Source organism: Vulcanisaeta souniana JCM 11219, from assembly GCF_026000775.1.
In the GTDB taxonomy this organism is placed as follows: domain Archaea; phylum Thermoproteota; class Thermoprotei; order Thermoproteales; family Thermocladiaceae; genus Vulcanisaeta; species Vulcanisaeta souniana.
On record NZ_AP026830.1, the window covers coordinates 456,383 to 473,013 of the forward strand.

Consider the following 16,631-nt stretch of genomic DNA (forward strand, 5'->3'; position numbering starts at 1 on the left):
ATTAACTCCTCGCCTTCATACTCCTGATGAGTGAGGATTCCTCAGCCAGTTCCGTGGCCACCTTACTGAATTCCTCCTCCTCAATACCATCAATGCTCACGGGAATCCTCTCAAGAACCGAGGCACCCTTCTCCGGCTCAGCCTTGACCAGGTACACGGCAACCTTATCCGGGCTTAATACATCGCTCCTGTCCAACCCACGCCTCTTCAGTTCCTTATCACTGAGTCCACTAGCCTCAATAAGGTTGCTCAACCCGTAGAGCAGGTAATCACTGTGGGTCGATAGTATTACCCACTTACCCCTGTTAACGGTCCTGGCAATAACCCTAGCCAACCTGGTAATAGCCCTGGGATGAAGATGAGCCTCTGGCTCTTCAATAATCACAGCCTCACCCTTATCATTAATTAAGGATAATACTGGCAAAAGTGATTCCCTAACCCCAGAAGGCGCTATATCAAGCGGTATTACGTAACCATTCCACGTGACCACATAGGGCACGTATAAGCCCCTCTCAAACTCCACCTTAATGTCCCTAACACCAAGCTCATCGAGGAAATCCCTAATCAACTCAATACCCTTAATACCCCCATATGCACCCTCCATCATCTTAAAGTACTTATACCTAAATACCTCATCGGGCTCAAGGAGACCCTCAATCTTTACCTGAGGTTTCATAATCGATCTAATAAGTCCTGCCCTACCATCAACAAAAAAGTCAACATAATCATCACCTAAAAACCATGGCTTAAAACAATCACTTACAGTATCCTTTACTATTGAATTTAACGAATAATAATTAAATATAGTATTATCTATATCAATAAGCACACTAGTTGGAGACTCGCAACCTTCCGTCCAAATTACGATGAACTTTTTATTTTCTGTCTCTAATTCCTTCAATCCTAACTCTTCTAATTTTCCTATGTTAATATTATTAAATAAATCTTCACATTCGACATAACTTATCACAATTTTATTCTCTGAAAGCTTAAATTCAATTTCGCATTTATCGCTTCCCTGCACTGATATTCTCATTTGCTTATTTCTCGAAAGCTTTGCCGGTCCTACCCCAAAGGTTTTCTTGAAGGATTCAGTTAGGAAGTATGAGTATCCCTGAATTATTTCCCTAATAATACTAATTATTACCTTACGTAACTCATCTTCGCCCTTGGATGCCGCTTCCTTTAAGCCCATTATCATTTTGCGCAGGTTTTCATCCACCTCGACTAAGGCTGGCACGTTTGGTTCAAGCCTCATTAGTAGCCAGGTTAGGTATAATAAATGGCTTTTCCCCACGCTATTCCTACCTATCAATATGGTGAGTGGCTTTAGCGTTAATCTCGTCTCTTCGAATACCGAGAAATCCCTTACGTATAACTCGACATTTACCTGCTCCTTATTCATTGTTCTTCTTAAGCCATTATTACATTTTGTAGATATATGTTTTATGTTTTTAGTATGATGAAAGACGACAAGATAGAGACGCCTCTGGAAGCATTGGCATTAACTGCGCCGATAGGCCCGTTTGTTCTCCGTATTTTTGACCTGGCTGGCATTATATTTAATAATGTGTATACTTTATTGGTCATGTGTCGCTTGGTGTTGAGTTGTACGTGGTTGAGCTTAGGTTTAGGTTTGGGGATTTGACGTATGAGGGTGTTGTGGATGTTCATGTTAGTTCTGTGGGTGATTTATTGCTTAATGCTGTTGATCTTGGTATTAGGTCTGTTGAGGTTGATGGTAGGCCTGTTGATTATTCCTACGATGGTAGGGTTTTGAGGGTTCGGGGTCCCATTAGTGGTGTTGTTAGGGTTTTGTTTAATGGTAGGGTTGGTGATAGGTTGTTGGGTATTTATAGGGCTCCGTATAGGGACGGCTACATGATAACGACGCAGTTCGAGCCCACGGGCGCTAGGTACTTCATACCCTGTGTTGATCACCCTGCTGTTAAGGCTAGGTTTAGGGTTCGGGTCTTGGTTGATGGTGATTACGACGTGATATTCAACACACCGCCTATTAGGGTTTACTGGGATGGTCCCTGGAAGGTCTTTGAGTTTGCGGAGACCCCCAGGATGTCCACATACCTCCTCTACCTGGGCATTGGCAAGTTCTTCGAGTCCAGGGTTAGGGTCGGTAATGTTGACGTAATCTTCGCCACGCCGGTTAGGGATAGGGTTGAGGATGGCAGGTTTGCGCTTGATGTTGCTAAGGGCGTGCTTGAATTCTACAGTGGTTACTTCGGGATACCGTACCCACTGCCCAAGCTTCATTTGATTCACGTTCCTGAGTTTGCGGCTGGGGCTATGGAGAATTGGGGCGCCATTACGTTTAGGGAGACCGCACTGCTGGTGGGTAGGGGTAGTACTGAGTTGACTAGGAGGAGGGTTGCGGAGGTTGTTGCCCATGAGATTGCCCATCAGTGGTTTGGTAATTTGGTCACGATGCGTTGGTGGGATGACCTTTGGCTTAATGAGTCCTTCGCCACATTCATGAGTTATAAGGCCATGGATAGGCTCTTCCCAGGGTGGGGTGTTTGGTATAGGTTCTTGGCCGATGAGACCACGGGTTCCATGCTCAGGGACTCATTGGTGAGTACGCACCCCGTTCACGTACCCATTGGTAGTGAGGAGGAGGCCTTTGAGATATTTGATGATATTAGCTATGGTAAGGGCGCCTCACTCCTTAGGATGCTCGAGAACTACGTTGGCGAGGAGGAATTCAGGAGAGGCCTTAGTAATTACCTCAGGAGGTACGCGTACTCAAACGCCACCGAGGATGACCTGTGGGGTAGTATTGAGGAGGTTAGTGGTAAGCCCGTGACAAGGGTCATGAAGGCCTGGGTTGATAAGCCAGGGCACCCGGTCATAATCCTTGAGGAGTCAGGCAAAGGCGTTACACTTAGGCAGTCAAGGTTCATACTCAATGGTAATACCGCAGATACCTGGCCCATACCCATTGTTTATAGGTTTAATGGTGCTGTGAATACCGTACTCATGGAGCACGATACGTTAATGCTCAGTGGGTCGTCGGCGTCCCTATTCCTAAATGTTAATGGTAGTGGTTATTACAGGGTTAGGTACACTGATTGGTCTAGGGCATTGAGCAATGCGTCCAATCATTTCGAGAGGTGGAGTGTGATAAATGATGCCTATGCCCACCTACTTCAGAGCTCCATTGACTTAAACGAGTACCTGGGCCTGGTTAGGTCTGTGAGTGACATAGTTAATTACCTATTGACGACTACCATAATTGCCCAATTAAGTACATTGTACTCAATAAAGCCCTCAGTTGTTAAGGACGTATTCAATGAGTATCTGAGGATACAGGGTAATTCCCTTGAGGGTGTTTCAGGTATGGATGATGTTAGGGAGTTGGTTCTCTCTCGCCGTGCGTTGATTGATGAGGGCTACGCAAGGTCCATAGTGGGCTTGATTAGGGATTACCAGGGCTTAAGCCCGGTTATGAAGCAAGCGGTCGTAAATGCCTACGCAGTGGTTGGTGATAAGCCATTCGAAATCCTTAGGGAACTCTATAGATCATTAACTACTGATGAGGATAGGACCAAGGTCCTTGCAGCCATGCTGAGCATTACCAATAGGGATGAGTATCAGAAATCCCTTGACTTCTTGGTATCGAGTGAGGTTAAGAGGCAGGACCTCCAATTCTTCACTGTTGGTTCTAGGAACCCGTACGTGCGTGACATAAACCTGAGGTGGTTAATGAATAATTATAAGCGTTTCATAGAGGCCTATGGAGATCCCGGCGTATTGTCCAGGATACTTACGTACTCAGTGCCTCTCATAGGTATAGGTCAGGAGGAGGAAATGAGGAAATTCCTAGGGGAATTGAATATATCGGGTATTGAGATGGGGGTTAAGGCAGGCCTTGAGCTTATGGATGTGTATTCGCGGTTGGTGCGTAGGATTTAAAATAGAATGGCGAAATAAGGTTATCCTTTAAACAAGCCCTTCGGTTAGTTATTACGTATGGCACCGCAGGAGTTCATAGACCTTCTTAAAAAGTTGAGTGAGGCCTTCGGGCCATCTGGTTTTGAAGACGAAGTTCGGGACCTAGTAATTAGGGAGTTGGGGCCATACGTTGATGACTTAATAACCGATAAATGGGGCAACGTAATTGGTATTCGCTATGGTAAGTCGAGGGATTTGAAGGCCATGGTTGCTGCTCATATGGACGAAATCGGTTTATTAATTGACAGTATTGATAAGAATGGTTTCCTGAGATTCAGGGCCATTGGTGGTTGGAACGAGGTGACCTTGGTTAGCCAGAGGGTTGTTATTAAGACCGTTGATGGTAGGAAGATTAAGGGAGTAATTGGAGGTAGGCCGCCCCACGTTACGCCACCCGGTAAGGAGAGGGAGGCCCCTGAGCTTAAGGACTTATTCATGGACGTTGGTGCCTCAAGTGATGAGGAGGTTAGGAGGCTAGGCGTTAGAGTTGGCTCTGTGGCTGTCCTTGATAGGGACTTTGAGGTCCTTAATGAGGGTGTTGTCACGGGTAAGGCGTTTGATGATAGGGTTGGCCTTGCCGTAATGCTTTGGGCCGCCAGGCAGTTAAGGGATAGCGAGGTTACTGTGTACTTCGTGGCTACGGTGCAGGAAGAGGTTGGCCTCAGGGGCGCCCAGATCGCGGCCGATAGGGTATATCCAGATTTTGCGATTGCCCTTGACACTACGATTGCTGCTGATGTTCCTGGTATTAACGAGCGTGAGTTCGTGACGAGGATTGGCAAGGGGCCTGCCATTAAGGTTATGGATGGTGGTAGGGGCAATGTCTTCCTCGCTCATCCAGCACTGACTAACTTCCTAGTATCAACTGCCGAGGAGTTGAAGATACCGTACCAACTGGAGGTATTGATTGGCGGTACAACTGATGCGTTGGGGATAGCCTTTAGGAGGGATGGCATACCGGCGACTACGATATCAATACCCACTAGGTATGTTCATAGCCCTGTGGAGTTATTGAACATTGACGACGCAATCAATGCAGCTAAACTACTCAGTGGGGCATTATCAAAGGCTGATGAAAAGTTCGTTCAAAGCCTTAGGGAGAACATTATTAAGGTTAAGTCAAGGTAAATAGGTTCAATGCCCCAGCAATTGATTAACGATGCTCACTGTATTATTTATCAACCCCTCAACTCTTTCCATGCTCAAGGCCTCACTATAAATCCTCAACTTAGGTTCGGTTCCACTACCCCTGATCAGTACCCAGGAATTGTCACCATAAACGACCTTAACACCATCAATTGTTATGGGTCTCGGGCTCGACCCCAATGAACTCAGTAACTTAAGTAAGGTCTCCTTATTGTCATTTACGAACTTCTTCGAATTCCTCATCTCAATATCGATTCTCTTGAAGTATGCCCTACCGTACTTACTCCTAACATCGCTTATCAAGTTAGTTAGACCTTTGTACTCTGAGGCCATGGCTATTATTAGGGATGCCGTGTATATACCATCCTTATCTGGTATATGCCATGAATAAACGAGTCCACCGCTCTCCTCACCGCCCATGTCAGCCTCGCCGCTCAGTATTGCCCTAGCCACGTACTTAACGCCCACCGGGACCTCAACAACCTTAAAACCGTACTTAGTAGCTATATTATCGAGTATGTGCGTCGTGGATACCGTCCTGACAATGCCGATCTTAATCATTGATGCCGAGGCCAGTCTCTCAACGACTATTGGTAGTATGTCATTGGCGCTTAGGTAGCCGTGAACCCTATCAACGAGAGCGATCCTATCGGAGTCACCGTCGTGTGATATCCCAATGTCATACTTGCCGGTCGTAACCTCCTGAATTAACTCGGGAATGTTCTGTGGTTCTGGATTTGGTTCCCTGCCTCCAAAGTTTGGGTCATAGTTATTGTGTATCTCTGTAACGTCCATGCCGAGCTTCCTCATGATCTCGCTTGTGTAGCCAATTGAGGTTGCATAGATTGGATCAATAATGACCTTAAACCTGTTCCTCGGTTTGAACATCCTTGTTACGCTTTCATATACGTAGTTTATGTACTCTGGGGCTGGGTCTACCGCGGGTATGGGTCTCAGTTCAAGGGTTTTAACGGACCTCGTAATATCACTATACTCATCGCTGTATAATTTCTCTATTTGGTCTGTGTCTTCTTCCTGGGCTGGTGAACCCCTATTTGTTATTACCTTAAATCCATTATAAGTTGGTGGGTTATGACTAGCCGTAATCTGAATAACCAAGTCAAAACCAAACTTATTGCCGTACCAAGCAGCTGTTGGGGTTGGAGTGGGTTTGCTAACCATGACGGTGTCCAGTCCGTGGTTTAATGCTACACCTGCCACTATTTGCGCGAATTCCTTGGACTTCCTCCTGGCATCAAAGCTAACGAATAACCTGCGTAATCCATACTTTCTTGACCAATAACGTATTGTGGATTCTGCAAGAACTGCAACCAGGAACTCCGTGAATTCCTCATCAATTACCCCGCGCACACCATCCGTGCCGAAGTGAAATGTGAGTCTACTGCTCATTGCCTTAATCCCAATAAGTCGACCTTTTATTACTTTATCTTTCCTAACCACCATTGAGAATCACGTGAATTGCACTTAACCACTCATTGATTATCCTAGGCATGCTAAAGGCCATAGCTCTTTTCCTGGCTTTGGTCCTCATATGATTATCATAACCGTGCATCCACAGCCTAATCGCCAAGTTAACAAAATCACTGGGATTGCTCACCAGCCACCCAGTCTCGTTGTTAATCACGGTCTCCCCAGGGCCTTGCCTATCATAGGTGAGGACCGGTGTTCCGCAGGCCATGGATTCAACAGGTACGTAACCAAAGGGTTCATGCATGAAGGGGAATACCGTGAATTTGGCATTTGCATATAGCCTAACCAACTCCTCATCACTGACCCTACCCCTATAATCAATGTTCCTATGCTTAATAAACCAGTGTGGTAACCAGGGAACCTTCGAACCAAAGGCCACCATCCTAATCCCAGCATCGGCCATGGCCCTAATAATATCAAACTGGGTCTCCTTACCCACATAGGTCAATACATAGTCCTGGGTGGGGTTAAGCACCGGCCTGAAGAGGTCTGTATCCACTGGAGGATTTATTATCCTCCATACCCTCGCGCCCCTCGAGATTACTGATTCCATGGAATACCTGGAATTTGCAATTACGTACTTAGAGAGCGAGAGGGCCCTATGATACGTGGAATCAGCCATGCGAATAAGGGGTAGCGCAAGGTAATAACCCAGCCTATAATGCGCGGGAAACCCACTACCTAAATCCCTTAGTAGGTCGCCAACATATCCCTGTGCGTAGAAGGCAGTTGACGGAATGGGTAGCTCAAAGGACAAGTTGATCAGTACGCAATCATCATTGTAATTAATCACACCCTTCATGCCATTGATCAACCATATCAAAAGATGCCTAGATTGACCGGAAAATAACGACTTAGCGCCAAGTACCTTTACCTTAATGCCCACGTACTCAAGGTCTTTCCTCACATCCTCATCTACGTACGGCGCAACCACATTGACATTGAATCCCAACCCAATGAGTGATTTACCAAGTAGGTAAGCAACACGGATGGGTCCCGTAATGCCATCAATACCATCAGTTATCAATGATATGCACGTCATGGTTATAGGTTAACCCCATTGTCCATATACATCCTCGCTAGCCTGAGGTAGGCCTGATAATTATTCCTAATGTACTCCCTATCCGCATCCGTGGCCTGCCTAACGACCTTAGCCGGCACGCCGACCACAATGCTGTTAGGTGGTACCTTGGTTCCCTGCGTAACGATGGCGCCAGCCCCCACGATACTTTCACTACCGATTACCGCACCGTTGAGCACGATGGCGCCCATGCCTATTATTACCTCGTCCTCCACGGTAGCACCGTGCACAATGGACCTATGTCCAATAGTAACGCCACGACCAATCCTTGCAGGGAATCCCACATCCGTGTGTATCACTGCGCCATCCTGAATATTCGAGTTATCACCAATCACGATACTATCCTCATCACCCCTTATGACCGCGTGGGGCCAGATACTCACGTTATCCCCAATAACCACGTCCCCAATTACGTAGGCCGTACTCGCTATGAAGACGTTCCTACCAATCCTCGGTACCTTATCCCCAACCCTCACGATTGGCATAGCCTAATCATTAAAATGCATTAATTTAAAGTATTAAGGCATGTATCATACTGGAAGTAGCAAAGTCAGTCCTTAGGTGTCCCAAGGTTCTGGTTATACTCACTTAATAACGAAAGAGTAAGGTAAGGGGTTATTCACGAAACACTAAGTCCTGCTAATAATAATCATTACCTTTAATGTCATGCATTATGAGGCTTATGACTAATACGCGGTGTTGTGTTTGCCGCCCTTGAGTTTTCGTTATTTTCAATCTTATGCTTAAGTTAATCCAGTATTAGGTTAGTAGTAGTTTATTAATTTAGTTGATAAATAATCTTATGGATGTTTCATGGCTCTTAATGGCTTGAGGATTTGCTGGGACATTAAAGTCAGGGACGAGAAGAGGTTAAGGTGTGACGAGGAAGTCGGCGATCCAAGAACTACCGAGGAAGTAATGAAATTAATAAACGAATTCCTTAATCGCGTTGAGAAGCACAAAGCTATTCTGCTCAGCAATTTAATAACACCATTTGACCACACTATTAGTGCACTAAATGAATGGCTAAGGAAGATTGAGACAAATATCGAAGCGAGTAATGATAGAAATGTTGCCGAGCTAAGGAAGACCATGTATGAGTTAAGTATGGGGATTAGAGAACTAGCACAACAAGTAAGAGAGGCATGGTTATCCAAGTACCGAAGTGAACTTGAAGAACTAATAGTTAAATTGATGAAGGGTGAAGTAACAGTTCTTATAAAAGGCGATGCATTAAATAAAAACAAAAGTTTCATTGTAAATTTACGCGCAAGACATCTTTCTGTCGCTATCGAGAGAGTCGCTGTATCGGGTAGTATAACAATAACGCTACGGCTAATCGGACGCAAAGGCATATACATAGTTGCACCTAGATTACTTAGCAATAATTTGTTAAAGCCAGCAGAGTACGGCTTACTTTTAACGGATGGTACGATCGATAAGGATGGCTATCCAAAAATGAACACTAACCATCTTTGGCAAATTATAGTTTTCTCGCTGGCTTACCCAGGTAAGGTCCGCCTGGCCATAGATAGTGTGAATCTCAACGATGGCGATGTAAAGGTTAAGTGGGAATTAAGGGCTATTAGTCATAAGGACAAGTTTAAAAGCAAGGCTAAGATCACCAAGAAAGTCCTCAAGCTTAACTATGACGAATTTTTAACGTTCTTATTATTCGCTGTTCTCGGGGATGGTAACATCTATATCAAGAGGAAAAAGAAGGTTATCGATATCACAATTGGCGGTTCAAAACACGAATTATGGAAAGGTATTATTGAGAGGATGGAAAGTCTTGGCTTCAAGAATTACGGTAGTAGAAATACTAAACGGTATGAGCTACGTAGCTCTAAGGCTGTTGCGCTTGCCAAGGAGTGGCTTAATGATACGTTGGTTAAAGTAATAGTTGAGTGCCTTAGTCAATTACCCGATGCGGATAAACTCAGGAACTTAATTACACTGGCTAGTATGAGGGTTAAGCCACACGGTAGGTCAATGATTGAGATTATTGATGACGTATGGATGAACATAAACGTGAGAGACGCCGGTTATGTGGAGCTTAGGGCTTGGCGTAGAAGGCTTGAGGATGCCAGGGCGATTCAGGAAGCCCTAAGAAGGGCTGGGTATGAAGCTAAGTTGAGGGAGGCTCGTGGAGGATTTGAAATCTATATAAATAAAGGTCAAGCAAAGAGGAGCCCAGAGCTCTTAATTAAAATCTGTGGTGCATTGAGAAAAATGTATGAGGATGCAATAAGTGAGAACAACGAAAGGAAGGCAGAAAAGATAGCAAGAGCGATAATAACTCTGAACTGCCCAGTACCCTGCTCAGGGTCCACGAGACTGAAAATCCTCCCTCTTTGAGTGTGTTTTCCATCTTGAACTTGCTCTGTCACGTAACGACTTGTTCTCCCTTAGGGATGAGAATACGGGTGTTGGTATTGCGGTATCAACAGATCCATCTACACCGCAGGGTACCGAGGGTATTAAGTTGAGGATTAAGAATGGTAGGATAATTGTTGGGCTTGGGTTTGGTGGTGAGGGTCAGGGTAATGAACACACGGTTGTTAAACTTGTATCCCAACTCCTTGATATACCAATGGAGTGGATTACGTACGAATACCTACCGAGCAATGAGAGCCCGGAGGCCTTTGGGCCGGGTGGTAGTCGTATGGCTGTATTCACGGCAGGTGCGGTGCTCGGTGCAGTTGAGGAGCTAAGAACAAGGCTATACAATAAGGCAGTTAATGTGCTCAGTAGCAGCATCACTTATGAGAAGGGGTACTTCCGTTCAAGTGATGGTAGGAGGATTAGTATTCTTGAGCTTGGTGATGAGGAGGTCACCTTCACATACACTGCTGAGGCGAAGATCGGTAGGTACATCGCATACCCATTTGCCTGTGACATTGCCGTTGTTAGGTATGAGGATGGTAGGTTTAGGCCTATAAAGCACGTGGTTTACCTGGACCCGGGTAATGTAGTAGATGAGGATCTCGTTAAGGAGCAGGTAATGGGTGGTACCGCGATAGGAATCTCACTGGCGCTTTATGAGGCTTATAGGTATGATGAAGATGGCAACCTACTAACGCTGAGCTTCGGTGATTATGGGTTGCCAAACTCCATGGATATGCCGGAGATTGAGGTCCACCTAGTCTCATCACCATCCCCAGTGACGCCAATGGGTGTTAAGGGGATTGGTGAGGTGCCTGTTGGTGTGGCCGCGGCTGCCGTGACCAGCGCCGTAGAGGATATACTAAGGAGGAGGGGTAGTAGGGTTAGGATTGATAAGGTGCCCATTGACCCAGTATTACTTGCACAAAGTATTTAAATTGAGTATTAATTAAGCCGTGGTATGTCCTCAACCGCGGTATTCGACATAAAGATTAAGTCTATACCACGGGATCCACGGAATACGTTAATCATGGCATGTCCTGAACCATCACTAGCCTCCATAGTGGCCATTGAGTACCTCGTGGAGACCCTCAAGATGGAAGAGATTGGTTCAATAAAGCCGAGGGGCCACATACCAATTGTCACGGTTATTAATGGTGCAGCAAAACTACCCTATAGGTTATTCTTTGATAGGGAGCACGCCATAGTGGTCATTAGACAGCACGTGCCGATCCCGCCAATGCTTTATGATCAGTTCGTTAATAAGATCCTGGATTGGGCTGAGGATAACTCCGTGGGTAGGGTTGTATGCCTAACATCGACATCACTACTCACCGAACAGGAGACCGACAACGTGTATTTTGTAAGTGAGGAAAGCCATACTGATGAATACAGACAAATGGGTTTAATGCCGCTTCAAGAGACCACAATAACCGGTATTGAGGCCGTGTTCCTCGACTCAGTACTATCCAGGAACATAAACGGCGTCCTGCTACTCGCCGAATCAAAGGTGCTAACAGCCATCAATAAACTAATCGAAAGTGGTAAAATATCGAGCCATAAGGATGTCCTGGCCATACTTAATCAAATGGTTGGCAGGTATGGGCCTGACGTTACAGCAGCCCTTAAGTTAATAAAAGCCCTAAGCAAGGTTGTTGGTTTTGAGATACCTGCCGATAAATTAGCCGAGCATGCAAATAAGTATGCATTCTTGGTGGATAAGAACCTTGAGATGTACATGAAGCCGCCAAAGGAAGAATTACCAGTATTTTATTAATTATAATCAAAACGTATTCACGCCCCGGTATTTCAAGAGTATTATAACCATTGCATATTCTATGGATCTACGGGTCCTAATGTTGATGTCCTTGCATCATACTTAAAGTTCCCCCTCCCTTTGTACCTAGAACACGCACTTCACGTAGCCTCCATCGATTAGTATCATTGAGCCATTTATGTATGCTGCCTTGTCGCTGGCTAGGAAGGCCACTAGGTAACCTATCTCCTCGGGCTTTCCATACCTGCCTGCCGGTATTTCCTTACTCCATGCCTTAATAACCTCATCAACACTAACGCTCCTCGCCCTGGCCTCCTCTTGAGCCAGTTGGGTTATTCTCTCTGTCATTATGTAGCCTTGCATTATCCCATTAGCCGTTATTCCATGTGGCCCGTACTCTACGGCGAGTGACTTAACTAGGCCGGCTAGGCTGAGCCTGACAGTGTTTGATAGGACAAGGTTTGGCACTGGTTGTCTAAGGGTTAGTGATGTTACGTATATTAACCTGCCCCAGCCCCTGCTAACCATGTTATTAATCACGCGCCTAGTGAGCCAGACAGCGCTGAGTAGGAGTAGTCTCGTTGCATATTCCCAATCATCCTCACTTAATTGGGAAAATGTGCCCGGTTTCGGTGGACCTGCATTGAAGACAAGTACGTCAATATTACCGAAGGTACTCATGGCTTCCTTAACGAGTTTGTCTATGTCGTCCCTGACCGTTAGGTCAGCCTTAACGGCCAGCACCTCAGCGCCACTTTCCTTAGTAATGATTTCCCTAGCCTTGGCTAGTTCATCATCACGCCTGGCACTGATAATGATCCTAGCGCCCTCCTGGGCAAACACCCTGGCTATCCCAAGCCCAATCCCCCTGCTGGATGCCGTCACAAGGGTGACCCTATTCCTCAGCCCTAGATCCATTATGAATGAGAGTGCTTGCGCTTATTTCAATGTGATCCCATCGTCATTAATCCAAGCATATAATACCAAGGTTTATATTTCAGTGGCTTCACGCATTTAAAACCAATGAGTTCTCTCGAAATTGACCTGAGGAATAGGGATAAGTACGAGAATGTAATAAGGGCTATTGATGAATATGGATTATCAATTAAGGAGTCAATATTTGAGAATTTACCGAGTGAATTAATGGTTACGTATCAAAGAATACGTGAAATATACGTTCAAGAGGTAACCAGGGACCGAGGTAGGGTTGATGTTGATTCGCTGATTCAATTATATATGAATGTGCCAAAGACCGAGGAACTCCTCCGATACCTACTACTGGCCACAGTATTATTCACTGGATTTCAAAACCTGAGGAATGAGTTGATATATAGGGTTATGATGAAGAATTACGAGGCAATAAGCAGGGTAATAACGAACCCCAGTTACTCATTGATAAGTGATATAAGCATAAAGCTATTGAGTGATTATGAGAATGAGAGGGCCAAGAGGGAGAGTATCCAAGACATTAACGAGGCAATGCACAGCTTTATTTATGGCTTGAGGAAGCTAACTAAGTCCTATGGAACAACATTGATCAAGTGGTTACCCAAGTTCAGGAACATAGAAGCATTCGAAAGAGCGCTACCCATATTCTATCCACCCAAGGTAAACGAGAGGAGGAGGAGGGCCATTAGGACATTCATTAGGTGGGTATCTCATGAGACCAACTTACCAATAGCCCTCGGCATACTAACCAGGGGTAACTATAGGCATTACACATTGATAGCTGATGTGTATAGTACAATGGTCACAATAAGGAGTGGCGCCTTCCTTGCACTAAACAATGATCACGCACTAAGGATAATAAACAAGATACTGCCCAATAAGGACAGTGGCTTGACAATAAAGGTTGATGAGGTTAAGGGCTTGGTTAGAGCAGTTGGTAAATTAAGCGGTGACCCAATAATCTACGAAAGAGGTGCATTCAGAATAGGGCATGAATACTGCTCAAGACTTAAATGCAGCGAGTGCCCCCTGAATAAGGTATGTATGAAGTTAACCTGGGTGAATATTAAATGAGCATAGACATACCGGAGGAGATAAGGAGGATTGTTGAGGAGATAACAATAAACAAGCTAAGCGACATCAAGGGAAAAACCGAGACACTGAGTTTCGTAGATTCAGTAATCGAGGAGCTCAGAAAAAGGGGCATCAACCTAAACGATGACCTGGAGGCAATGGTAAGGCCGTACATAGTTGACATACTGTGGACACTAAGAAAAAGAGGTACGGTGTCAATGGACGACGACCTACTACACTTCTCAGTAACAAAGCAGGGATCTTAACCAATACTAATAAATTAATTACCGACTAGTCAATAATGCCCCCTGCATGCACTCACGCAGCGGGCCCACCTGGGCATTGGGCCCGGGTGGGTCATAATTTATTCAACCCCACATTAACTGCGCCATCAATGTCTATTATTACATAGTAACCATTGATTAGCGGACCTGGATTAACAATAATGGTATTACCCAATTTATCGACGCCACGGAATTCATGAACGTGGACGCGCAATATGGCTAACGGCTTAACTCTCTCAATTAACCTATGTACTGGTCTACTATCAATATGTACCCCATTCCATGCCTTATCAACGTTAGTTCCACAAGGCGGATAATGTGACGCAAGTACTAGCCTGGGCCCCAAGTCCTTAATGGGCACTTGCATTGATTAACCGGCTAAGTAAAGTGAGACAATGGTTATTACACGACCATTAATCAAAAATTGCTGGGTCATTGACCTAGTGTCATAGGGATCCGCATTACCCATGACTGCGTATACAGGTTTACCGTAATTATCCAATTAAGTATTTCTGGGTTCTCAAAATCACCACTAACGATTATTATGCTAATTCTCTTTGCGATATTTCCTATTGAGTTTATATAATACCTATCACCATGTACAACGGATATATGTAGTATCTTGATGTTCATTAATATTTACTGAGTTAATAGAATCTAAATTAAGTTTATCTGCTGGGTATTGCTTAAAAATGATCATAGTGCATTGATTATTATGACGACGGAGGCAAGTAAAAATATACATACCTGGCGTAAGGTTGTTGCTGGCATACTCTTCATAATACCATGGATATACTACACATTACTACCGTTATATAATACAGTCCAGCCAGAACTTGGTGGCGTGCCATACTTCTACTGGTCCCAAACACTATGGCTCCTAATATCCTCAATACTCTTCGTAATAGGCGTAATCCTACTCTACCCAAGTAAGAGGTGAGGGAGCATGGCAAGCTCATTGATAGGCCCATTGGGTTGGGGCATATTCCTCGGCTTTTTCGTAATATTCATATTCCTTGGTTTCTACGGCGCCAGGTGGCGCAGGGGCGACCTCAATCAATTACATGAGTGGGCCTTGGCTGGTCGTAGGTTAGGTACATTCCTTGCATGGTTCCTCGTCGGTGCTGATCTTTACACAGCCTATACATTTGTCGCAGTACCATCTGGTGTATTCGCCAGTGGCGCCCTCTATTTCTATGCAGTTCCCTATGTAGCCACCGTATTTGCCCTGGCCGCTGTTACAATGCCGGCGCTTTGGAGATGGAGTAGGTTGAGGAATTACGTCACCGCCGCTGATTTTGTTCAGGAAAGGTTCAATAGTAAGTTGCTTGCTGGTTTCGTTGCAGCCACGGGTATTGTTGCCGAATTCCCATACATTGCATTGCAGATAGTTGGCATGCAAGCTGTACTGACAGTAATGCTCCTTGGCGTTGTTAAGAACGTTAAGCTGGTCAGCGACATAGCGCTAACTATATCTTTCATAATACTGGCGGCTTTCGTATACACTAGTGGGCTCAGAGGCGCCACACTGACGGCTGTTTTTAAGGATGCCCTAATTTTCCTAGGTGTAATCGCAATATTGGTCGCCGTCCCATTCGCGATACATGGTGGCTTCTCGGCAGCCTTTAATGCAGCCACGCTTAAGGCGTTACCAACGGGCGTCTCCACATTGAAGGATCCATACTTCATAACATACACGACACTTTGGATCGGTAGTAGCCTAGCCCTATACCTATACCCTCATTCCGTTAATGGTGCGTTGAGTGCTGAGAGTGATAAGAAGCTTGCCATGAGCACAGCCCTACTGCCCATATATGGCATTGCCCTGGCGCTGCTCGCAATGTATGGTATATTGATATACGGTAGTCCAGAGGCCATGAAGATACTGAGCCTATTCCCGGCGTCAGCCAGGGGTAGTTTGGTGATACCGACACTGGCAGTAACCACATTACCCGAGTGGTTAGCCGCCCTAGCCCTACTTGGCGTTTTCGTTGGTGGTCTCGTGCCTGCCGCGATCATGGCAATGGCCCAGGCGAATTTACTAATTAGGAATGTCGTTAAGCCAATATACCCAAGGATAACACCGCAGGGAGAGACTAGGGCCGCCAAGTGGTCCTCTGTAATATTCAAGTTCCTAGCGTTGGGTTTCGTATTTATTGTCCCAGCGACCTACGCAATATGGCTTCAGTTACTTGGTGGCATAATAATTACGCAAACCCTGCCTGCGGTGTTCCTGGGCCTTGTTACGAATAAGTTTGATAAGTACTCATTAATGACTGGTTGGGCTGTTGGTTTGGGGCTAGGTATCTACCTATTCATAACTCCGCATAAACCCTCTGCAATGTCACCGCTTTACCCAATAGCCGGCCACCTCGTGTTCATAGCCATCATAGCACTTGCCGTAAACCTACTTATAGTGCTTGTTGGTACTGGCATAGCCATGGCTGTTAAACGAGGCATGTCCTAATGCAGTAGA

General features: G+C 45.3%; 15 protein-coding genes and 1 pseudogene. 9 read left to right on the forward strand and 7 right to left on the reverse strand.

Going from position 1 to position 16,631, the window contains the following annotated elements:
- Position 1 precedes the first annotated feature (1 nt).
- A complete protein-coding gene (locus Vsou_RS02420; protein ID WP_188602716.1) occupies positions 2–1,405 on the reverse strand; it encodes an AAA family ATPase in 1,404 nt (467 codons plus the stop codon).
- Positions 1,406–1,590: 185 nt separating this feature from the next.
- On the opposite strand from Vsou_RS02420, the gene Vsou_RS02425 reads away from it, so the two are divergent.
- Complete coding sequence (locus Vsou_RS02425) at positions 1,591–3,930, forward strand: M1 family metallopeptidase (protein WP_188602717.1); 2,340 nt, start codon at positions 1,591–1,593, stop codon at positions 3,928–3,930.
- A gap of 57 nt (positions 3,931–3,987) precedes the next feature.
- Positions 3,988–5,097: a M42 family metallopeptidase gene (locus Vsou_RS02430; protein WP_188602718.1), complete on the forward strand. Its 1,110-nt coding sequence runs from the start codon at positions 3,988–3,990 to the stop codon at positions 5,095–5,097.
- Positions 5,098–5,103: 6 nt separating this feature from the next.
- Here Vsou_RS02430 and Vsou_RS02435 read toward each other — a convergent pair whose 3' ends face one another.
- Genes Vsou_RS02435 through Vsou_RS02445 form a run of 3 tightly spaced genes read right to left on the reverse strand, consistent with a single transcriptional unit; the run spans position 5,104 to position 8,172 of the window.
- On the reverse strand, positions 5,104–6,525 hold the full coding sequence (locus tag Vsou_RS02435) for a phosphohexomutase domain-containing protein (protein WP_188602719.1): 1,422 nt from the start codon (positions 6,523–6,525) through the stop codon (positions 5,104–5,106).
- Between the two features lie 43 nt (positions 6,526–6,568).
- Positions 6,569–7,648: a glycosyltransferase gene (locus tag Vsou_RS02440; RefSeq protein ID WP_188602720.1), complete on the reverse strand. Its 1,080-nt coding sequence runs from the start codon at positions 7,646–7,648 to the stop codon at positions 6,569–6,571.
- A gap of 2 nt (positions 7,649–7,650) precedes the next feature.
- A complete protein-coding gene (locus Vsou_RS02445; RefSeq protein WP_188602721.1) occupies positions 7,651–8,172 on the reverse strand; it encodes a gamma carbonic anhydrase family protein in 522 nt (173 codons plus the stop codon).
- 328 nt (positions 8,173–8,500) lie between these two features.
- Between Vsou_RS02445 and Vsou_RS02450 the strand changes: the two genes are divergently transcribed.
- The 3 genes and pseudogenes from Vsou_RS02450 to Vsou_RS02460 all read left to right on the forward strand — a co-directional run bounded on the left by Vsou_RS02450 (position 8,501) and on the right by Vsou_RS02460 (position 11,849).
- Entirely contained in the window at positions 8,501–10,045 is a 1,545-nt protein-coding gene (locus Vsou_RS02450) for a hypothetical protein (protein WP_188602722.1), read from the forward strand.
- Positions 10,046–10,058: 13 nt separating this feature from the next.
- Positions 10,059–11,009 (forward strand): annotated as a pseudogene (locus tag Vsou_RS02455) (xanthine dehydrogenase family protein molybdopterin-binding subunit); the annotation flags it as partial.
- A 24-nt stretch (positions 11,010–11,033) separates the two neighbouring features.
- Positions 11,034–11,849, forward strand: a complete 816-nt coding sequence (locus tag Vsou_RS02460) for a proteasome assembly chaperone family protein (protein ID WP_054843306.1) — start codon at positions 11,034–11,036, stop codon at positions 11,847–11,849.
- A 126-nt stretch (positions 11,850–11,975) separates the two neighbouring features.
- On the opposite strand, the gene Vsou_RS02465 is transcribed toward Vsou_RS02460, so the two are convergent.
- Positions 11,976–12,767, reverse strand: a complete 792-nt coding sequence (locus Vsou_RS02465) for an SDR family oxidoreductase (protein ID WP_188602723.1) — start codon at positions 12,765–12,767, stop codon at positions 11,976–11,978.
- Positions 12,768–12,872: 105 nt separating this feature from the next.
- On the opposite strand from Vsou_RS02465, the gene Vsou_RS02470 reads away from it, so the two are divergent.
- Both Vsou_RS02470 and Vsou_RS02475 read left to right on the forward strand, forming a co-directional pair.
- Positions 12,873–13,871: a hypothetical protein gene (locus Vsou_RS02470; protein ID WP_188602724.1), complete on the forward strand. Its 999-nt coding sequence runs from the start codon at positions 12,873–12,875 to the stop codon at positions 13,869–13,871.
- The gene (locus tag Vsou_RS02475; protein ID WP_188602725.1) at positions 13,868–14,137 is read left to right on the forward strand and encodes a hypothetical protein; all 270 of its coding nucleotides are present in this window, start codon (positions 13,868–13,870) and stop codon (positions 14,135–14,137) included. Before Vsou_RS02470 ends, Vsou_RS02475 begins: the two co-directional genes overlap by 4 nt.
- A gap of 91 nt (positions 14,138–14,228) precedes the next feature.
- Here the strand turns inward: Vsou_RS02475 and Vsou_RS02480 are convergent, their stop codons facing one another.
- Together Vsou_RS02480 and Vsou_RS02485 are read right to left on the reverse strand one after the other, a co-directional pair.
- Positions 14,229–14,522, reverse strand: a complete 294-nt coding sequence (locus Vsou_RS02480) for a metallophosphoesterase family protein (protein ID WP_229709729.1) — start codon at positions 14,520–14,522, stop codon at positions 14,229–14,231.
- 65 nt (positions 14,523–14,587) lie between these two features.
- Complete coding sequence (locus Vsou_RS02485; RefSeq protein WP_054843310.1) at positions 14,588–14,788, reverse strand: hypothetical protein; 201 nt, start codon at positions 14,786–14,788, stop codon at positions 14,588–14,590.
- Positions 14,789–14,870: 82 nt separating this feature from the next.
- On the opposite strand from Vsou_RS02485, the gene Vsou_RS02490 reads away from it, so the two are divergent.
- Both Vsou_RS02490 and Vsou_RS02495 read left to right on the forward strand, forming a co-directional pair.
- Complete coding sequence (locus Vsou_RS02490) at positions 14,871–15,095, forward strand: DUF3311 domain-containing protein (RefSeq protein ID WP_229709730.1); 225 nt, start codon at positions 14,871–14,873, stop codon at positions 15,093–15,095.
- Positions 15,096–15,113: 18 nt separating this feature from the next.
- Complete coding sequence (locus tag Vsou_RS02495) at positions 15,114–16,622, forward strand: sodium:solute symporter family protein (RefSeq protein WP_188602853.1); 1,509 nt, start codon at positions 15,114–15,116, stop codon at positions 16,620–16,622.
- Positions 16,623–16,631: the final 9 nt, after the last annotated feature.

Bases quoted from the DNA above. Each gene is read 5' to 3' on its own strand.
- Vsou_RS02430 (WP_188602718.1), top strand. From the start codon at position 3,988: ATGGCACCGCAGGAGTTCATAGACCTTCTTAAAAAGTTGAGTGAGGCC.
- Vsou_RS02460 (WP_054843306.1), top strand. From the start codon at position 11,034: ATGTCCTCAACCGCGGTATTCGACATAAAGATTAAGTCTATACCACGG.
- Vsou_RS02490 (WP_229709730.1), top strand. From the start codon at position 14,871: ATGACGACGGAGGCAAGTAAAAATATACATACCTGGCGTAAGGTTGTT.
- Vsou_RS02485 (WP_054843310.1), bottom strand. From the start codon at position 14,788: ATGAACATCAAGATACTACATATATCCGTTGTACATGGTGATAGGTAT.
- Vsou_RS02470 (WP_188602724.1), top strand. From the start codon at position 12,873: ATGAGTTCTCTCGAAATTGACCTGAGGAATAGGGATAAGTACGAGAAT.
- Vsou_RS02420 (WP_188602716.1), bottom strand. From the start codon at position 1,405: ATGAATAAGGAGCAGGTAAATGTCGAGTTATACGTAAGGGATTTCTCG.
- Vsou_RS02445 (WP_188602721.1), bottom strand. From the start codon at position 8,172: ATGCCAATCGTGAGGGTTGGGGATAAGGTACCGAGGATTGGTAGGAAC.
- Vsou_RS02475 (WP_188602725.1), top strand. From the start codon at position 13,868: ATGAGCATAGACATACCGGAGGAGATAAGGAGGATTGTTGAGGAGATA.
- Vsou_RS02435 (WP_188602719.1), bottom strand. From the start codon at position 6,525: ATGAGCAGTAGACTCACATTTCACTTCGGCACGGATGGTGTGCGCGGG.
- Vsou_RS02480 (WP_229709729.1), bottom strand. From the start codon at position 14,522: ATGCAAGTGCCCATTAAGGACTTGGGGCCCAGGCTAGTACTTGCGTCA.
- Vsou_RS02450 (WP_188602722.1), top strand. From the start codon at position 8,501: ATGGCTCTTAATGGCTTGAGGATTTGCTGGGACATTAAAGTCAGGGAC.
- Vsou_RS02440 (WP_188602720.1), bottom strand. From the start codon at position 7,648: ATGACGTGCATATCATTGATAACTGATGGTATTGATGGCATTACGGGA.
- Vsou_RS02465 (WP_188602723.1), bottom strand. From the start codon at position 12,767: ATGGATCTAGGGCTGAGGAATAGGGTCACCCTTGTGACGGCATCCAGC.